The 18,271-nt window shown below is 48.6% G+C and carries 12 protein-coding genes; 4 read left to right on the top strand and 8 right to left on the bottom strand.

The genetic code is table 11. The features are described 5' to 3' along the window. Positions 1-19: 19 nt before the first annotated feature. From lspA to ACFVRY_RS05550, 4 genes are all read right to left on the bottom strand, one after another. Positions 20-469, bottom strand: coding sequence for a signal peptidase II (gene lspA / locus ACFVRY_RS05565; protein ID WP_387498151.1), 450 nt, complete (start codon positions 467-469; stop codon positions 20-22). Between the two features lie 226 nt (positions 470-695). Then, entirely contained in the window at positions 696-3,974 is a 3,279-nt protein-coding gene (locus ACFVRY_RS05560) for an ATP-binding protein (RefSeq protein WP_387498149.1), read from the bottom strand. Further along, the gene (locus ACFVRY_RS05555) at positions 3,971-4,333 is read right to left on the bottom strand and encodes a response regulator (RefSeq protein ID WP_387498147.1); all 363 of its coding nucleotides are present in this window, start codon (positions 4,331-4,333) and stop codon (positions 3,971-3,973) included. The genes ACFVRY_RS05560 and ACFVRY_RS05555 overlap by 4 nt, the downstream gene beginning before the upstream one ends. Positions 4,334-4,382: 49 nt before the next feature. Then, positions 4,383-6,017, bottom strand: coding sequence for a diguanylate cyclase (locus tag ACFVRY_RS05550; protein ID WP_387498145.1), 1,635 nt, complete (start codon positions 6,015-6,017; stop codon positions 4,383-4,385). A gap of 258 nt (positions 6,018-6,275) precedes the next feature. Here ACFVRY_RS05550 and ACFVRY_RS05545 point away from each other — a divergent pair, with 258 nt between their 5' ends. Together ACFVRY_RS05545 and ACFVRY_RS05540 are read left to right on the top strand one after the other, a co-directional pair. Then, on the top strand, positions 6,276-6,545 hold the full coding sequence (locus ACFVRY_RS05545; RefSeq protein ID WP_175373564.1) for an ACT domain-containing protein: 270 nt from the start codon (positions 6,276-6,278) through the stop codon (positions 6,543-6,545). A gap of 16 nt (positions 6,546-6,561) precedes the next feature. Continuing rightward, the gene (locus ACFVRY_RS05540) at positions 6,562-7,917 is read left to right on the top strand and encodes a DUF711 family protein (RefSeq protein ID WP_483875145.1); all 1,356 of its coding nucleotides are present in this window, start codon (positions 6,562-6,564) and stop codon (positions 7,915-7,917) included. A 547-nt stretch (positions 7,918-8,464) separates the two neighbouring features. Here ACFVRY_RS05540 and ACFVRY_RS05535 read toward each other — a convergent pair. From ACFVRY_RS05535 to ACFVRY_RS05525, 3 genes are all read right to left on the bottom strand, one after another. Continuing rightward, positions 8,465-11,686 (bottom strand): hybrid sensor histidine kinase/response regulator, encoded by a 3,222-nt coding sequence (locus ACFVRY_RS05535; protein ID WP_387498141.1) that lies wholly within the window; start codon positions 11,684-11,686, stop codon positions 8,465-8,467. 671 nt (positions 11,687-12,357) lie between these two features. Further along, positions 12,358-13,287, bottom strand: a complete 930-nt coding sequence (locus ACFVRY_RS05530) for a sigma-70 family RNA polymerase sigma factor (RefSeq protein WP_387498139.1) — start codon at positions 13,285-13,287, stop codon at positions 12,358-12,360. Positions 13,288-13,321: 34 nt separating this feature from the next. Then, positions 13,322-13,771, bottom strand: a complete 450-nt coding sequence (locus ACFVRY_RS05525; RefSeq protein WP_387498137.1) for a carboxymuconolactone decarboxylase family protein — start codon at positions 13,769-13,771, stop codon at positions 13,322-13,324. A 206-nt stretch (positions 13,772-13,977) separates the two neighbouring features. Here ACFVRY_RS05525 and ACFVRY_RS05520 point away from each other — a divergent pair, with 206 nt between their 5' ends. Both ACFVRY_RS05520 and ACFVRY_RS05515 read left to right on the top strand, forming a co-directional pair. Further along, positions 13,978-14,982: an ABC transporter substrate-binding protein gene (locus tag ACFVRY_RS05520; RefSeq protein WP_387498135.1), complete on the top strand. Its 1,005-nt coding sequence runs from the start codon at positions 13,978-13,980 to the stop codon at positions 14,980-14,982. An 80-nt stretch (positions 14,983-15,062) separates the two neighbouring features. Continuing rightward, positions 15,063-16,670, top strand: coding sequence for a helix-turn-helix domain-containing protein (locus ACFVRY_RS05515; protein ID WP_387498133.1), 1,608 nt, complete (start codon positions 15,063-15,065; stop codon positions 16,668-16,670). Between the two features lie 4 nt (positions 16,671-16,674). Here ACFVRY_RS05515 and ACFVRY_RS05510 read toward each other — a convergent pair whose 3' ends face one another. Further along, complete coding sequence (locus tag ACFVRY_RS05510) at positions 16,675-18,135, bottom strand: MFS transporter (protein ID WP_387498131.1); 1,461 nt, start codon at positions 18,133-18,135, stop codon at positions 16,675-16,677. Positions 18,136-18,271: the final 136 nt, after the last annotated feature.

Raw genomic sequence — 18,271 nt, 5'->3', positions numbered from 1 at the left:
TATTATACTGCTTTTCGATTCAAATAATCCGCTTCAACTGACCTACAATCATATAACAAAGAACCAGTACAACCCCGGCATTGATGGCCACATCCGCAATATTGAGGATGCCATTGCTACCGCCGAAGACTAAAAAATCCGTTACCTTGTTGAACATCACACGATCTATAGCATTGCCAATTGCCCCGCCGACCAGGAATCCAGCAGCTGCGTTCAGCACATGGCCACTAATCTCGCCTTTGCGGCGATAATAAAAGATAGCTACGACAAAACCTACTGCGACAATGACAAAATATCGACCAAAGCCCTGAAAGGAGCTGAACGCTGCGCCACTGTTTTCATAGAATGTGAATTTCAGGAGATGGGCCCAGAACGGGATCGTCTCCCCTACTTCCATATGAGTGCGCACCAGCCATTTTGACACTTGATCAACAAGAATGACGAGTACAGATATCAAATAAAAAATCACCGGCTGTTAGCCTCCTTTTTAACCTCTATTGATAGCCAGGTTTTACTCTGATGTGCTATCTATAAACTAATCGCATCCCGCCTAAAAAACAAGCCTCTCCATTACTTTCTAGTCAGATTGCAATGCTATTTCTCACCATTAGACTGTAGATTGCCTTACACTCAATCATCTATTGTAATCATCGAACAACAGCTGTACCCGTTTGTTTCTAAAAAAACAAGCCTCATCAGGGCTTGTCTTCTACATTTTCCGTGCTATTGTCCGGGAACAATACTTCGCCGCTGGCCTGTCTGATCTTCACGATCTCTTCGAGTGTATGGGACAGCTCTCCTGGCGGATACGGCTTAGTAAGGTATTTTTGAATAACGTTATTAAGTGCGTTTTTATCCGATTTATCTAAGGCCGAGGATATCACTAGCGGGATCGTCTCGGTTCGCTGATCTTCCTTGAGCATACGGATAAGATCCCAACCGTCCAGTTCGTCACCAAGCATCAGATCAATTACGATGGCTACGAATGGCGTCTTCAGCGCCTGATCAAATGCTTTTTGCGGATGGTAGTGATGGGTGACCCGGAAGCCTTTACCCTTCAGTTCCTCCGACAACAGCAGCGAGAGGCTATAATCATCCTCCACGATCATGACATTGGGCTTGGCTTCTTTGTCCGGATTCCATCTGCCCCCGTCTTCTTCATATTGCTTTTGCTCGGAGTAAAGGTTCGGAAGACTGAACCAGACCGTAGTTCCTTTGCCTTCGACAGATTCGATGCCGATCTCGCCCTTCTGCTTGTCGATAATCTCTTTGCAGATGGCGAGGCCAAGCCCTGTTCCGCCAATTCGCTTCGAAGCGCTATTGTCCACTCTTCTGAATTTCTGGAATAAGTGTCCGATCTGATCCTTCGGAATCCCCAGACCATGATCCTGGATTCTGACTACGATACGGTCTTCCTCATTGTGCAGGTGAACGTTCACCTCATTGCTATCCGGCGAGAACTTGATGGCGTTGCTCAGCAAATTCGTAAGCACCTGAATGATTTTGTCCCTGTCTACTTCCACGTCGGAATTAAACGCTTCGTCTACCAGCAGCACATTATGCGAACCCAGCTTGTATTGGTCCAGTACGCCCAGCACGATCTCACTCAGGTTCGCAGATTCCGTCACATATTGCTGCTTGCCAGACTCCATGCGCTGCAGATCCAGGAAATCATTGATCAGCTCAGTTAAACGCTTCGCTTCCTTATGAATCGTCTCCAGATATTTAAGCTGCTTCTCCGGCTTCATCGTTCTGGCCAGCAGCAGCTCCGTGAACCCCAGTACGCTTGATAGTGGTGTTCTCAGTTCATGACTGACTGTGCTGACCAGTTCGGATTTCATCAGATCCAGCTCATATTCCCTTGTAATATCACGGTGTACGAACAAGGTACCGATCCGCGCGTCACGACGAAATACCGGAATCGCATATACATCAATATGTTTCACAGACTCGGTTCCGATCGAATACCGCATGCTGGCTGATTCTGCCGCCTCTTCACCCAATGCATTCTGGAAGAAACCGCGGATGTCGCTTGATTCGTTGGCAGCCTGCATGAAATGGGCCATCCACTCTTCTTTGGATTCATGGCCACCTTCTGTCCATGTGCTGTAATCGGTCATTTGACACAATGCTTTATTAGCATGCAGCATCGTACCTTCGGTATCCACGAACTGGATACCTTCATTCACATTGTTGACGATATCCTGGTTCAGCTTACGGGCATGTTCGATTTCTTCATACATAAATAGCCGCTCAATGGCCAGTGACACCCGGTTCATCAGACCCTGGACCTCATTCAGCTCTTCGTCACTGAAGGATAGGCCGATCCGGCTGCCACAGAGGACGGCGAGAATCTCATCCTCGGCATTAACTACTTTTGTATAGAAATCATAGCAGTACATCTGATTCGGTGCGATTCCCTGTTCCGCCTGGGTGGCCGGTCGTTTAATGACATAGGAGTTTTCTGTTTGCAGGCGATGCAGCATTTCGCCGCAACTGCTTTCCACATAGCGCTCGATCCGGTCCTGGGGAATACCTTTGGCCGCATAGATTGAATCCTTGGTAAGCAAGAAAAAGCTTGAATCAAAGGAATATAGCCGGTTCATAAAATGTAAGAACTTTTCGGTAAATTCATTTTTGTTAAGCGTATAGGAAATATCATGATTCAGCTGATTGTTAAGCTCGAGCATAGCCTTCGTCTGTTCCGTCGCTTTAAGCGTAAGTGCCAGCTCCTGCTGTACGCTTTTTAATGAAGTAATATCGCTGGCAATCAGAATATACTGGTAGATTGTGCCTTCACTATTGAGGTAAGGAACAATCGTCAGATTCAGCCAGGTTGTGGCACCGGATTTCGTTTGCAGCCCGATTTCATGGGTCCATACACCGCCACTCTTCAGCTTACGGTACATTTGCTGCATGTCATGCTCCAACATATCCGGCATCTCGAACAGCTTGTACGTAAAGCCGATAATCTCAGAGTTTCGGTAGCCCGTATAACTGCTCAGATTGTCATTGGCATAAGTAAAGACACCTTTAGCAGAGAGGATGCCCACGGCTGCCGATTGATCCAATGCCTTCATCATGCTTTCAATCTCACTCAGCGAGCGCTGCAATCTATGCTGCTGATCATGAAGCTCATCCTGCTGGGCGTGCAGTTCTTCATTCTGCATCATCAGTTCTTCTTCTTTATCCTGAATGCTATGAGCCATATCCAGGAATGCATTGTAGAGACGTCCAATCTCATCCTTTTGATGCAGGGTCCCGAGCAAAATTTGTTCCCCGGCTGCCAGAGAATGAGTTGCTTCTTCCAGCTTCAGGATGGGAACAATGAGATTCCTGAGAATTCTCCATACCAGCAGAGTGAAGAGGAACAAGATCCCCGTGCTGAACAGGAAAGCGACCACCGTAAACTCATTGGCCTTGTGGATAGAGTTCTTAGCCAGCTCATTCAATGAAGCGTCCGCACGCTGTTGATAACCTTTCGTGTAATCAAGAAACTCATTGACTTTAGCCGTGGTACCCCCTCCCGAGGTCGCCCTAAGCGCTTCATAATTTCCTTCTTCCGCCAGTTTAAGTGCTCTTGGCAGAAGTGTGTACTTGTACTCGGTGTAAAAAGCCTTCAGGTCATCCCGATACTTCGATTCTTCTGGTGACAATGTAAGCTGGGAATAGTCTTTCAACACACCGTCAAAATCATGAAGAGCTTGATTCAGCAGCATCAGTTCATTTTCATTTTTCAGCGCAATAAATCCTCTGGCCCGAAGAAAGATCTCATTAAGATTATCCGAGAGCTGATTAATCGTCTGGGTCTTCTTGTGCAGCGTATCCCTGTCGTGACTCAGCTTCTCCTGCTCTTGGTTGATATACAGGAAAAAGGCCATGCCACACAGGATGATCAGTGCGAAGACACTCGCAATGATGCGAAAATATCGGTTCTTCAAGCTGGTGCTGCCGAAGCGGTTCGCTTTGGTCACTTCAGTATCCCCTCCACGACTTGCAACAGCTCCAGCGGGCTGAACGGCTTGGGCATGAAGTAGCGCACACCCGCCTCAATCGCCCGGTTGCGGTCCACCTCCTGTGCCTTCGCGGTCAGCATAAGAAACGGGGTATTCTTTTTCTTCTCATCATCCACCTGTCCAAGCACTTCGATTCCCGTCATCTTCGGCATCATATAATCCAGAATGACCAGATCATAGGTATCTGCGTCCAGCTTCTCCAGCGCATCCTCACCATTCTCCGCCGTAAAGATCTCCACATCCTCCAGATCCTCCAACGTGTCCGTAATCAGCATGCGCAATACTTCTTCGTCGTCTACCACTAGTACTTTCTGCATCCTAACCTCCATTTGTTTAGCTTCTTCGTTGTCATCGCTTGCTACCTGCCTAGAACAGGAATCGGAAAGCCAGACGCTCAATACGCAGCATCAGTTCATTCATATCAAACGGCTTTATTACATAATCATCGGCACCCATCTGCAATGCATGAACAATATCCGCCTGATTATTTCGCCCGGTCAGCATAATCACGACAATATTCTCCTGCGGATAGTTTCCACGAATGCGTTCCAGCACCTCAATTCCATCCAGCTCAGGCATAATGCCATCCAGCAGCACAACGTACTTCTCTTCACTGCTATACCAGTCTGATTGCAAAAACTCGGGACCGCTGGCATAACTGCTGATATTGACCTTGGCCATGTTGGAGGGCTTCCAGTCGGCAAATTCGCTGGTCACAATTCGGCGTACCAACGCATCGTCATCTATGATGATCACATTAAGCACAGAATCAAATTTAGTGGCGAGCAATTGATGAGTGTATACTGTTGTCTGATTTCTGCCCCCATGCTTGCTGGCATAAAGCGCCTTATCGGCCTCTTCCACCAGCTTTACGGCGTGCTGCTCTTCCCCAGCTTTAACTTCCGTAACACCACTGGAGAAGGTCACATTAAAGACATGCTTCTTAGTACGGAACTCTTTTGCCGAAAAACGCCTCTGAATCCGCTCGACCACCAGCTTAGCGGAAGAGGCATCCGTATTGGGCAGGAAAAGAGCAAATTCCTCCCCACCGTAGCGGCAGAACACATCCTCCAACCGGATGGAAGCCTGTACAAATTCTGTGAATGAATGTAGAACCTCATCCCCTGCCAAATGTCCATATGTATCATTAATCGCCTTGAAATGATCAAGATCTATAAGCACGAGCGAGAATACCCGGTTTGTGCGTCTGTAATCCGACAGTAGCTGCTTCATCGTCTGGTTGAAATGCTTGCGGTTAAAAGCACCTGTCAGCTCATCAACAATGATCGACTCCTGCCATTCTCTCTTCAGTTCAAAGCGATTTTGGATCAGAGTCAGGAAAATATCAATATCCACCGGCTTCTTGATAAAATCCATGACCCCAAGGGAATAGGCATGCATCTGTACCTCCTTGGAGTGCTCCGCACTGATCATAATAATCGGAATCCGTTCTTTTTTGGCCTTACCGATAATTTGATTCAGCACTTCAATCCCGCTCTGATCCGGCAGCATAATATCGAGAAGGATCATGTCCGGTTTGCTCTCGTAAAAGATCTTCAGGCCCCGTTCCGCAGACAATGCAATGCTGACATAGTACGGATTCCTTTCTAGCGACTCTTTCAGGTAAGCTACAAGCTGCACATCATCATCAATAATTAGGATCTCGTTCTGCGGGCGGGCGTCCTCTGTCTTATTTCCATCAGACAAACCCAAGGGTTTTATAGTAGAAGCGGCTTTGTCATTAAGCAAGGTTAGCAGCGGGTACAAATGACGTCCCCATTCATCTGGCGACCACTCTCTTCGGCTATCATCTCCGAACAAGGGTAGCGTTTGCTCTGCCAACTCCTCAATCTCTTTGAGTCCTACCGTTCCGGCAGTTCCTTTCAGGTTATGCAGGAAGCGATGGATATCCTTTTCTTCCACTGAAGGCAGTTTTGACCATTCCTCCAAGGTCTGTCTGGTTCTCTGCTCAACCAGGTCTTTATATTTACGTGTTGTCATAGCAACTCCTTTAAATACGGACATTTCACATCATGCTATTCCCAATTTTTGAACCTGTCAAAACTCCAGTTCATCATATTTTTAATGCGTTGTCAATTAATATCCTTTGTAAAGAACGTGTAAGGATTAAAAAGTTGATCAACCTGACAAAAAACCTTTGGTTGAAGCTTGTAACATCATTTGCCATAATGATTGAAATGGTCATTTCCGTCCCCCAGTGGCGGAAGAACACTGACATATAAAGGGAGGCTGTTTCGATTGAAGGGGATCATAACGGTATTGGGGAAAGACAAGGTTGGGATTATCGCCAAAGTATGTACCTATCTTGCTGAACACAACTTGAATATTCTGGACATTTCGCAAACCATTGTTCAGGACTATTTCAACATGATGATGATCGTCGAACTTACCGGGGCTACCAAAAGCTTTGAGGTAATTGTAGAGGAGCTGCAGCTGATCGGCACCGAAATTGGCGTCGAAATCAAGCTTCAGCATGAAGATATCTTCAATATAATGCATCGAATTTAGGAGGAGTAAGCACATGATCTCACTTGTTGAAGTACAAGAAACGAATAAAATGATCCGCGAAATGAATCTAGATGTGCGTACCATCACCATGGGAATTAGCCTGATGGATTGCGCACATACGGATCTGAAGACCTTTAACCAGAACGTATATGACAAAATCACCCGCTCCGCCGAGAAACTCGTCAAGACCGGTGAAGATTTGGAAAAACAATTCGGCGTGCCGATTGTCAACAAACGGATTTCGGTCACTCCAATTGCCATTGCTGCTGGCTCTGTTCACACCGATACCTACGTACCGGTAGCTGAGGCGCTCGACAGGGCCGCCAAGGAAGTTGGCGTAAACTTCATCGGTGGCTTCTCCGCTCTCGTACAAAAAGGCTGTACAAAGGGTGACCGCATTCTGATCGACAGCATCCCTGAGGCGCTGGCCGTGACGGAGCGCGTATGCTCCTCAGTCAATGTGGGCTCTTCCCGCAGCGGCATTAATATGGATGCGGTGAAACTGATGGGTGATATCATTCTGCAGACCGCCGAGCGTACCAAGGACAGAGACTCTATCGGTTGTGCGAAGCTGGTTGTCTTCTGCAACGCTGTAGAGGACAACCCCTTCATGGCAGGAGCCTTTCACGGGGTCGGCGAGCGTGAATGCGTCATTAATGTAGGGGTTAGTGGACCGGGTGTAATCAAGAGAGCGCTGGAAGAAGTCAAAGGCCAGGATTTTGAGACCCTGTGCGAAACCATCAAACGGACGGCCTTCAAGGTTACGCGTGTTGGGCAGCTCGTTGCCCAGGAAGCCTCCAAGCGGATGGGCGTTCCGTTCGGGATCATCGATCTGTCCCTTGCGCCCACCCCATTGATCGGGGATTCCATTGCGGAGATCTTCCAGGTGATGGGACTAGAAGAAGCTGGCGCACCGGGAACAACCGCAGCCCTGGCAATCTTGAATGACAATGTTAAAAAAGGCGGCGTCATGGCCTCCTCCTACGTCGGCGGACTTAGCGGTGCGTTCATCCCGGTCAGTGAAGACCATGGCATGATTCAGGCTGTTCAGCGCGGTGCATTAACGCTGGAGAAGCTGGAAGCCATGACCTGTGTCTGCTCGGTAGGTCTGGATATGATTGCAATCCCCGGCAGCACGTCCAAAGAGACGCTCTCGGGAATCATTGCTGACGAAGCAGCGATCGGCATGGTCAACAACAAGACCACTGCTGTGCGCGTCATCCCTGTCATCGGTAAGGACGTTGGCGAAATGGTCGAATTCGGCGGCCTGCTGGGCTATGCGCCTGTGATGGCAGTCAATTCTTTTAATTGTGCGGGCTTTGTGAACCGCGGCGGCCGCATTCCAGCGCCGATTCACAGCTTCAAGAACTAAAGCTGTGCAGTGCTGATAGGGGCAGTCCATTGGGGAAGTGTTACCTGAGAAATGCTACTTAAGGCAGCACCAGTGTTCTATTTTCACGAAAGTAACAGCATGCCTTCAATTTAGATAACACAAAAACCCAGTCGATCTCAAACCTAACTGTTCTACTCAAAAAGCAAAGTTTATCCTCTATCTCAAGCAACCCGTTCATGATTTTTCGTACATTCTAAGTACACCGTCTCTCCACGATCAATTCCCCCGTCTGGAAGGTCGAGGGTTTTGGAATAGATGCAAAAATGTACCTTAATTTCCATTAATGAATGCAATGTAGGGAATTCAGAGTAAAATTGCAGTATTTTCGAGCACGGAGGTACGAGACGCGTGAGACAGAACTATGTGCCGCCGAGTGGCGAGCCACGTTCGGAGGAGCGATGAGCCACGATCTACGACTGCAATTGCCATCTCACCACTTCACCACACGATCATGGGCTCGAATCATGCAAAAGAGGATGTCCTTAGAGCTATAGCTTCTGGGACATCCTCCGTTCAATTAACAGGTCTAATCTATCGTTATAGTACCCAAATCTGCGCCTCGTTGATCAGGAACTGCAAAGGATACGGACGTGCCTGCACCCGGCTGGCTCTGAATGATCAACCCCTTGCCATAAAGTCGCTTCAGCCGGCGGTTCGTATTCTGTAGACCGATCCCACCTTTTCCTTGCTGGGAGGGTTCGAGTAATAATGCAACCTGATCAGGCTCCATGCCTTTTCCATCATCCCTGACCTCAATCCGTATTTCCCCGGCATGACGGGTAATCGAAATCTTCAGCACACCACCACGAGCCTGGCTGAGCAGCCCGTGTCTAACCGCATTCTCCACCAGGGGTTGAATCGTAAGCGGAGGCAGCTGTGGCCCGTTCACCTTGTCACTATCTATATCCTTCTCCATCTGCCATTCCACGGACAATCTGTCTTCGAACCGCTCCTGCTCAATGTAGAGGTACGCCCGCACCAGCTCCAACTCATGGGAGAGCGGCACAAGCTCTTCAGCATTCAGTAAATCAAAGTTAATCCTCAGGTACGACGTGAAGGCTTCCCCGAGCCGGGTCATTTTATCAGAATCGATGTCACTAAGAGCCAGAATAGAGTTCAGGGCATTGAACAGGAAGTGCGGCCTTATCTGTGCCTGGAGGTAGGCCGCTTCCATACGCAGCCGTTCATCAAGGGACTGCTTCAGCATCGTCAGCGAGCGTACGCGGTATTGCAGCTCCAATGCATCCACCGGCTTAATCACATAATCACTGGCTCCGGCCAGGAATCCGGTGTAGATGTCCTCCGGCTGAGCGCGGGCTGTCAGCAGCAGCACGGGAAGCTCCGATACGCTGTAACGCTCACGGATGATCCGTGTCAGTTCATAACCCGACATATGGGGCATCATAACATCGGCGATCACCAGATCCCAGCGTCCCCTGTCCAGCAGTTCCAGTGCTTCCTTACCGGACAATGCCGGCACCAGATAATAGTGGGCATCGGAGAGCATGCCGCCAAGCACCCGCAGATTGACAGGATCATCATCTACGACCAGGATGTTCAGGCTGCCACTGGCAGAGAACGAGCTTGTATCCTGTAATACCGGTACAGTCGGCAGTGCGGGCATACTTCGGGTATACCGCAGGGTAGATGGCTCCGGTTTTTCCGCAGCGGGCAGGGTAACCTTACCATCGGTATACGGCGTACCGAATGGCTCCAAATCACCTGCAGCAGCCACTTCACTGCTGAGATCCCCACCTAAACCTGCATACAACGGGAGCGTGAACGAGAACACGGAGCCCTGTCCAGATGTAGAATCCAGGACAAGTACACCTCCATGTAGTTCTATCAACTGCTTGCAGATACCAAGCCCAAGCCCGAAGCCTCCACCATCGTTGATGCCAAGCGCGCCCTGCTCATATGGCTTGAAGACTCTTGCAGCCGTTTCCTCGTCCATGCCTGCACCGGTATCGGCCACACGAATGATCGCCTTGTCATTCACAATTTCCGCGCTGACGGTTATCGTTCCGGTATCCGTGTATTTGATCGCATTTTGCAGGAGGTTGACTAAGATTTGCATCAGCCTCTTCTCATCACCATACACCGGCGGGAAATCATCAGGGATCTTCATCTCCATGCGCAGCAGTTTACCATCCGTCAAGTAACCCAGCATAGCTATTACACTCGGCACGATAGCCTGAAGCTGAAGACGTTCCAGCCTCAGCACGATTTTCTTATCCTGAAGCCGAGAGATATCCAGAAGATCGCCAAGAAGGCTGGACATTCTCCTACTGATCGTGATCAGCAGTTCCATATCTTTGACGCTTTTGGGGTTCATCCCCTGCTGTTCGTTGGTAATCACCGTTTGGGCGATGTTCATAATGCCATGCAGTGGCGTTCTTAGCTCATGCGAAGTATTGGCCAGAAAATCATCCTTCACCTTATCCGCCTGACGAAGCCGTCCCGTCAATTCTGCATTTTCCTCCGTGTTGCGGAAATACCGCTTGAACCAGTACGCACAGAAGCTGATGATGGCAGCAATCATGTCCACCGGGTAAAAAATACTGTCCACAGTTCCCACGTTTTGCAACGCGCCCCAGTACACACTGGAAGAAACGCCTGCTGCTGCCAGCAGCAGAAAAAGCGCATCACGCTGGGATTGGATGACCATCTTGGCAATCAGATAGACCACCCCGACCATCGGAAGTAGATAGATTAAGTCAAATACCTTGAGATAATAGGAATACAAGACCCCTTTCACGGGTGATACCAGTATAAATAGAACAAAAAGGACAAACAGAGTCACGTAAGTACGAAACAAGCGGGCTCTGCGGTTTTCTGCATCCTTGTGGAAGGTGCGGGCCAGCAGGAGCATAAAAAAGGAGATGGAAGCATAGGACAACATCCGGATCTTTAGCGACCAGGTGTAGTTAATTGGCAGCCATAGCTGGAGCAGATTATCATGATCCGACACGATCGAGAGCGCTGTTAATAGAAGCAGCAGACCGAAGAAGATAAAGCTTTTCTCCTTCGGATTAAAGAAGAATAGAATAACCGCATACAAGCTATGAAGCAGCAGCACAATAAAAACGACCAGCTGAAATCCGATCGAATAGAGACGCTCACTATCAATGGCAGCCTGTGAGCCGAATTTTATAGCTTTGAGAATCCCGCCCCAGAACGGATTGTCATCGTTAGCAGTCTGGATCAGCACATCAAGCTCCTGTTGTCCATTTGCTGTGTAGGATACCGTATAGGAGGTTACACGGGACTGGGATTCGTCCTTTCGTTCCGAAAGCGCGCCAAATGCGGACTGCTGCTCACCGTTGATGAAGACTGCTGAGCTGCTTTCGATTTTACGGAACCACATGGAGTAAGGCTGATTCAGCGGCTGATCAATTAAAATTCGCAGTCGGTATGTACCTGTTCCATAGGAGTTGGCCCTACTGTCACTGAACCCGCTCCTCCAATCCCCTGGGACCTTGACATATCTTGCTGGCTCCGGCAGTTTTCCGTTTCCGTCGGACAGCAGCTTGTCAGGATAGAACTCCCATTCCCCATTTAGGGTAATGGACTTGGAATCCTCGAAATTCCAGCCTCTCATATCCAGTACACCGTTCACTGCATGCGGAGCATCCGGGGGTGCCTGCACAGAATACCAAACCAGCCGAAGTCCAAACAGCAGACCAGCGGTAAGAAGTAGAATGAAGCCATGCTTTTTCAACGTATTGAGATTAGCTTTGGATATCATAGAGTTGATTAGTAGACAGAAGTACTGTCTTTCCTTTTCTTTAGTCTCATTCGTATAGGAATCATGTCACGACCAGCAGCAGGTGATAAAGGTGACTTTAGTCCCTGTGCTGAACAGTATTATACTGAATCTATGAGATAAAGCATAGAAAAAACAATATCCCAGCAATTCCAGTGAATCCATAGTAAGTTGCCATCCTCAGCCATTATAGCAATACGAATAACATAAAAACCTCCTTTTATTTCAACTTATTTCTAAACTTTTCTAAACTTTACTAAAAACAACCGGAAATCCTCCTGTTATTATTCGTTTATTGCCCTAATATCGCTGAAAATAAAAAAAATTAACTGGAGGGATCCCAGTTAATTTTTTTAAAACAGCCTATACGTAATGGAATAACAGGACATTTTCCTTCTATAGATATGACGAACTTAAATATTCTCACTTAAGGCTCGGTCGTCAATACGATGAGCGTTAGAACTTCCGGTCTCTGTCGTGTCCAGATCTCTTCGATTAAAAAACTTCTTAGCGGTTGAAGTCTTGGCACAGCTTATGCATCCGAGGCGAGCTTTTCTGCGGAAAGCTTCCAGGCGGGTGCTTCCGCTTCTACAGTTCCAACCGTTCCCCTTTGCTCCTTCTCGCCTTTTCTCCCCCACAACTAATATGGCATCCTACGGGTTCACATGGGTTAGTTTGCCGGGATCAAGCATCAGATACAGTCCTTGAATCCGGTCACCTGACCGGTTCAACTCCAGGCAGAGCACACCAACAATCACTCCATGCTGGCGATAAATGATGTGGGATTCTCCATTGACGCTTGCAAACGAAGCTTCCAACTCCCGCAACTGGTTAAGCACCCGGCGTGAGGACAACAAGGCCGCGACCCCTTTGCGCCCGATCATTGGCCGGAGGACGGTATGCACCTGGCCACCGCCGTCGGAGATTAGCACTGGATGATCCTCCAGCAGTTCCAGCATTCCGTTGATATCATAAGACTCGAAGGCAGCGGTGAATTTTTTCAATAGCGCCTCTCTAGATTGCATGATTACCGGCTCCATACGCTCACCTGCAGGGACTGGCTGAAGATTCCGTTTGGCTCGACTGAAAATTTTGCGGCAATTAGCTTCCGACTTGACCACCATCTCCGAAATGTCATCATATTCGTACTGAAACACTTCACGCAGGACAAATACTGCACGCTCAGTCGGCGTCAATCGCTCTAGCAGAACCAGAAAAGCATAGGACAAGGTATCCTTTCGTTCAGCCGTCGCTTCCGGCCCGTCATAATTCTCCGTCATCGGCTCAGGCAGCCACTCTCCCTCGTAGGCCTCACGCTTATTGCGCGGAGAATTCAGAAAATTCAGGCAGCGGTTAGTAACCCCTTTGGCTACATATGCCTTCATATTCCGAATCTCACCCCGGTCCTTGCGCTGCAGCTCAGCAAAACAATCCTGCACGACATCTTCGGCATCGGCGACCACACCCAGCATCCGATAGGCGATGGAAAAAGCGTACCCTTTATACGTTAGATACAACTCTTCCATACTACGCTCATTTTCAGCCGGCAGGCCTACGTCCTGCACCTTGTCCAAGCTCTTCACAATATGTCCTCCTTCAATACTTCCCGCCCTGAGATTAATTAAAGCAGCCTGGATACATGCCTGTCGAGATCGCAATCCGGTTCCAACAGTTGATCGTATTAATGGCCATAATCAGGTCTATATATTCCGCTTCACTGAAGTGCCCTCTTACTTTATCATACAGCGCTTCCGGTACACCGCCCTCGGAAATGGTTGTCACCGCTTCGGAGAGTTCCAATACAACTCGCTCCTGCTCTGTAAAAAGATGCGGAACTTCATGCCACACACTCAGCAGCAGAATACGGTCACCGTGATCGCCAAGCTTCAGCAGGTCCTTCGCATGCATATCCAGACAAAAGGCGCAGCCGTTGATTTGCGACACCCGTAATTTAATCAGTTCATACAGAACCTTATCTTTAATCGCGTTCCCTGCATAGGTCTCCAAGCCCATCATTGTTGTCACAGCCTTAGGGTTAGCCTTACTGTAATTGAATCTCAAACTCATCTCATTCATCCTCCTTAAAGTGTCTTACATTACTGTAGACAAATGAGCCATTCTTTTTGTGACAACTTGCTTATAGAAAATCCACATCGTTGACAGGGCCAAATCATGCATGGTCATGTCCAAATATAACATGTTCTCCTTTTTTTGATTCCTGCTATAATAATGATTATTATTATCAATTAGATGGAGAGAAGGGGTTTTTCATAATGCATCGTCATCGTAATTTTCTGCTTTTAGCTGCTTTAATGTTGGTTTTATCGGTTCTATCCGCTTGCGGGAATTCGAACTCGGCTGCTCCAGCCAATGAACCCGCGGCAACCACTGCACCAAGTGAGACCTCTGCTGAAACTACGGATTCAGCTGCTACAATAAACTACACCGACAGCTTGGGTCGTGAGGTTGTCATTCCTGCACATCCACAAAGAATCATCACAACTCAATATCTGCCAGAAATGATAGCCGCAAACCTCAAACCTATTGGCGCAGTCACCCATTTGCTGACCAACTATGTATCCATTAAAGATCAGATCGGCGGTATTGAAGATGTTGGCCCTGCCAATGCAATCAATATGGAGAAAGTTCTGTCCCTTCAGCCAGATCTGATCATTGCCACAGAGATGGATAAAGATAAAATTGACGACCTAAACAAAATTGCTCCAACAGTGGCGGTGCAGTGGGAAGGCAATGACGCTTTCAAGCACTTCACTGACGTTGCGGCTGTTATCGGCAAGAGTGCGGAAGCTGATCAATGGATTGCAGATTTTAATAAAGAGAGTGAGCAAGCGCGGCAAGAGCTAGCCGCTTCTGTACAAGAAGGAGAAACCTTCGGCGCTGTTGTTATTGGCGGTTATGAAAAAGGACAGCTTAGAGTGTACGGACCGGGGAACGTCGGTTATACTTTATACGATACCCTTCACTTTAAAATGACAGACTTCGTTAAGCACGAATGGGAGACCAAAGACCATGAACTGGGGCTCAAGATTTCCCTGGAAAAACTCCCTGAATATGCTTCTGCCGACCGGCTGTTTGTTGTTAAATTTGACAATGATCCCGATTTCCTTCATGAAGTGGAAAATAGCAGACTCTGGAATAACCTCCCGGCGGTCAAGAATAACAAGGTCTACGTAGTGGATGAATCTTTATGGTTCTCTTATGACGTCATGTCCCTTAAGGGACAATTGGAAAATGCGGTTGAGTTGTTAAAAAAATAAATGGTTGCATGTTCATACCATATGGGGTTCTTCAGCATCAGCTGAAGAGCTCTTTTCTTTCATACAAGGAGGTGAATGCAATGTCGGTTCAACCAAGTAGACGCTCGGCGCGTCTCTCTATTATGTATACCTGGTCGCAGATTTATTTATATACGCTAGAAGAAGCTGCTGAGGAACTGACGGTCTGCAGCCTTGCCAACAAAATGCTTATCGTCCCCGTTGAAGGGTCTGCTGAGGTGTCCAGTGACGACAAACGCCACGTTCTTAGCGGCAACCAATGCGGCATTCTAAACCCGAAGGAAAATGTTTCTATTCAAAATGCCGGCACAGGCCCGCTGCGCATGTATCTTGTCGAATTTGATGAATTTCGCTTATCAGGTTCTTCTGAGGATCTTTCCGCTAAGCCGGTTCCGATTTCTGCAGGTGTGAGCGAATTGGCCTCGTTCAGCCATTTTTCCAGACTACTACACAATCTATACGAACGGCGGGATCTGTCCGGGCCGCTTGAAGAGTACGAAAGTCACTTTATTTTCCAAGAGATCATTTTGATGATCTTGAAGAACTCCGAATGTAATAAGGAACAGGATGCCACAAGTGCGGTTCAGAAAACCATCGCCTTCATGGAGAATGCTTACGCCTTTGATCTCACGCATGGACAGCTTGCTGATATGGCCGGGGTCTCGACCAGGCATTATTCGCGGATTTTCAAAGGACTAACCGGCAAAAGTCCCATCGACTACCTCATCGAACTCCGGATGAACAAGGCAAAAAAACTGCTTCAAAGCCGGGAGGCATCGGTCAGCGAGGTGGCTGGGAGTGTGGGATTTCATGATCCCTTTCACTTCAGCCGCAGCTTCAAGCAGCACACGGGTGTCTCTCCTCGTCTGTACATTAATTTGCGCAAGCATAGTAGCCGGATCGCTTCTCTGCAATATCTGGGGGAACTACTCGCCTTGGGCATCAAACCTATCGGCGCACCTACCCAGCTTTTGAAGGGCCGTTATCTGCAGGACCATGTGGAGGGCATAACCGAAATCGGCAGATCCGTAGTGACCCCTTACCTGGACAGGCTCGCCACATTGAAACCGGATGTGATTCTTACCTTTGACGGTCATCATTACGATACTTATGCCAAAATCGCTCCAACGCTGGATATGTCCTGGTCCCAGCCGGTTTTTGACCGGTTCCGTTTTATTGCCGATTTGATCGGCAGACAACAAGAGGCTGAGCAATGGCTCAGCCAATATGAAGAGCAGACCTTTGAGGCCAGGAATGCCTTGAAATGGCATTTGCAAGCCGGGCATACCCTCTCTTTTATCTGGACAAGAGGACTCCCGGAGACCGTACAAGTCTATTACGACATGAAGGTTCTTTATCAGGACCTTGGGTTTCAGGCCCCGCCTCCGGTAGCAGCCGTTCAGAAGATCAAGGACCATCCCTTCAAATCCAATATTCCGATCCAGGAACTGCCTCATTATGTGGGCGATCATCTATTTGTTGTAGTCTCACCAGACCCTGTCTCACAACAGCACTTCCGTGAGCTCCGGCAAAGTGAGGTATGGAATAGCCTGCCTGCCGTTCAGAGCCGCCGGGTATACCTCGGCTCGGAGGACTGGCTGCGCGAAGATCCGGTATCCATGTCCGGACAAGTCCGAGAAGCCGTTCCTCTGCTTGTCGAATTGAATTGAGACCTCACCCTTTTTCTGCCTGCATCTTTAAGCGCCTAGCACCAATTAACCGCCAGCCGGTGAGCACTGCCGCGACGAAGCAGATGGATGCAGAGGTCATAAAGACTACATGCATGCCTTCCAGGAAAATATCCGGACGGCCTGGGATCAAGCCGGTCACACGATACCCTGCCTCATTGCTCATGACATGGAACAGGATCGTTGTCGCCAGCGTAATGCCAACGACCATGCCGACATTGCGGACCAGTGAGTTGACACTGCCTGCAGAACCAAGCTGGGTGCGCGGCACTTTGGACATGATCAATGAATTATTCGGCGACTGGAACAGGCCGCTGCCGATACCAAGCATGGCAATCCACAGGCCGACAAGCAGCACAGAACTACCGGCATGGAGCTTCGCTAGGCCGATCTGGGCTACCACCATGACGATAAGACCGGCAAAGGTCAGCAGCTCTGAGCCAATCTTATCCGACATTGCGCCGCTGATCGGCGCCACAATGACCATGGAGATCGGTAATAGCATCAGCAGGAAGCCTGCATCAAACGGCGACAGGTTCAGCATGTTCTGCGCATAGAATGGAGCGATGATGTTGAAGCAAAAATTCGCTGCGAAGACTAGGAAGCCACATAGAATGCTGACCGAAAACAGCGGATTTTTGAACAGGGACAGATTCAGCAGCGGTTGTGTCTTGCGGATTTCGACCCAAAGAAACGCTGCAAAGGCGCATACCGCGACAACCAGTGATACAACAATTCGCGTATCGCCATAGCCGATCTGCTGACCAAGCAGCAATCCGGCGAACAGCAGGACAATAAAGAAAGAGAACAACGTACTGCCGGGAATGTCGATTCGGTCCTTAACCCGGACCAAATCTTTCGGCAACACCTTCCAACCCAGAATAATAGCAATCAGACCAATCGGGACATTTACCCAGAAGATGTACTCCCAGCCCAGCGAGGAAACGATAATTCCACCTAAACTTGGCCCAGCGATGCTGCCGAGCGAGACGAACGTCCCTATGAAGCCGAGCGCCTTACCGCGCTCACTGGCCGGGAAGATGTCGGTCACGATTCCCTGACTGTTGGCCATCGTCATCGAAGCGCCAATGGCCTGAATAACGCGTGACGCTATAAGCACAGGTAGTGTATTACTGAGTCCACACAGCAGAGAACCAATAATGAACACCACTGTTCCGATCTTGAAAATTCTGATCTTCCCCGCAATATCTCCGAGCTTTCCGAAGAACAGAATCGCGGCACAAATCGCCATCAGGTAACCTGTCGTCACCCACTCAATCTGCGCAATTGGCAGGCCTAGGCTCTTAGACAATACCGGAAGCGCTATATTGACAATGCTCCCGTCCAGCGTAGCCATGAACGTAAAGAGATTCAACACAATCAGAATCATCCAGCGCCTTTTCTGAATATCGCTGTTCTCCTGGTAGGTTACAGGAATTGAGCTCATAATCACACCTCGTTAAACTTAGAATGGTGGACCAAAAAGAGGATTGTCGAATCCAAAGAATTTTAGTTGCGCACGCAACCAGTTTGATGTTTCCCAGTGTACAGCATATTAGTTGCGTGCGCAACAATATTGTTGT

The organism is Paenibacillus sp. NPDC057934, from assembly GCF_042887565.1.
Lineage (GTDB): Bacteria > Bacillota > Bacilli > Paenibacillales > Paenibacillaceae > Paenibacillus_AQ.
The sequence above is the reverse complement of the archived record's forward strand: the minus strand, read 5'-3'. Positions and strand labels throughout refer to the sequence as shown.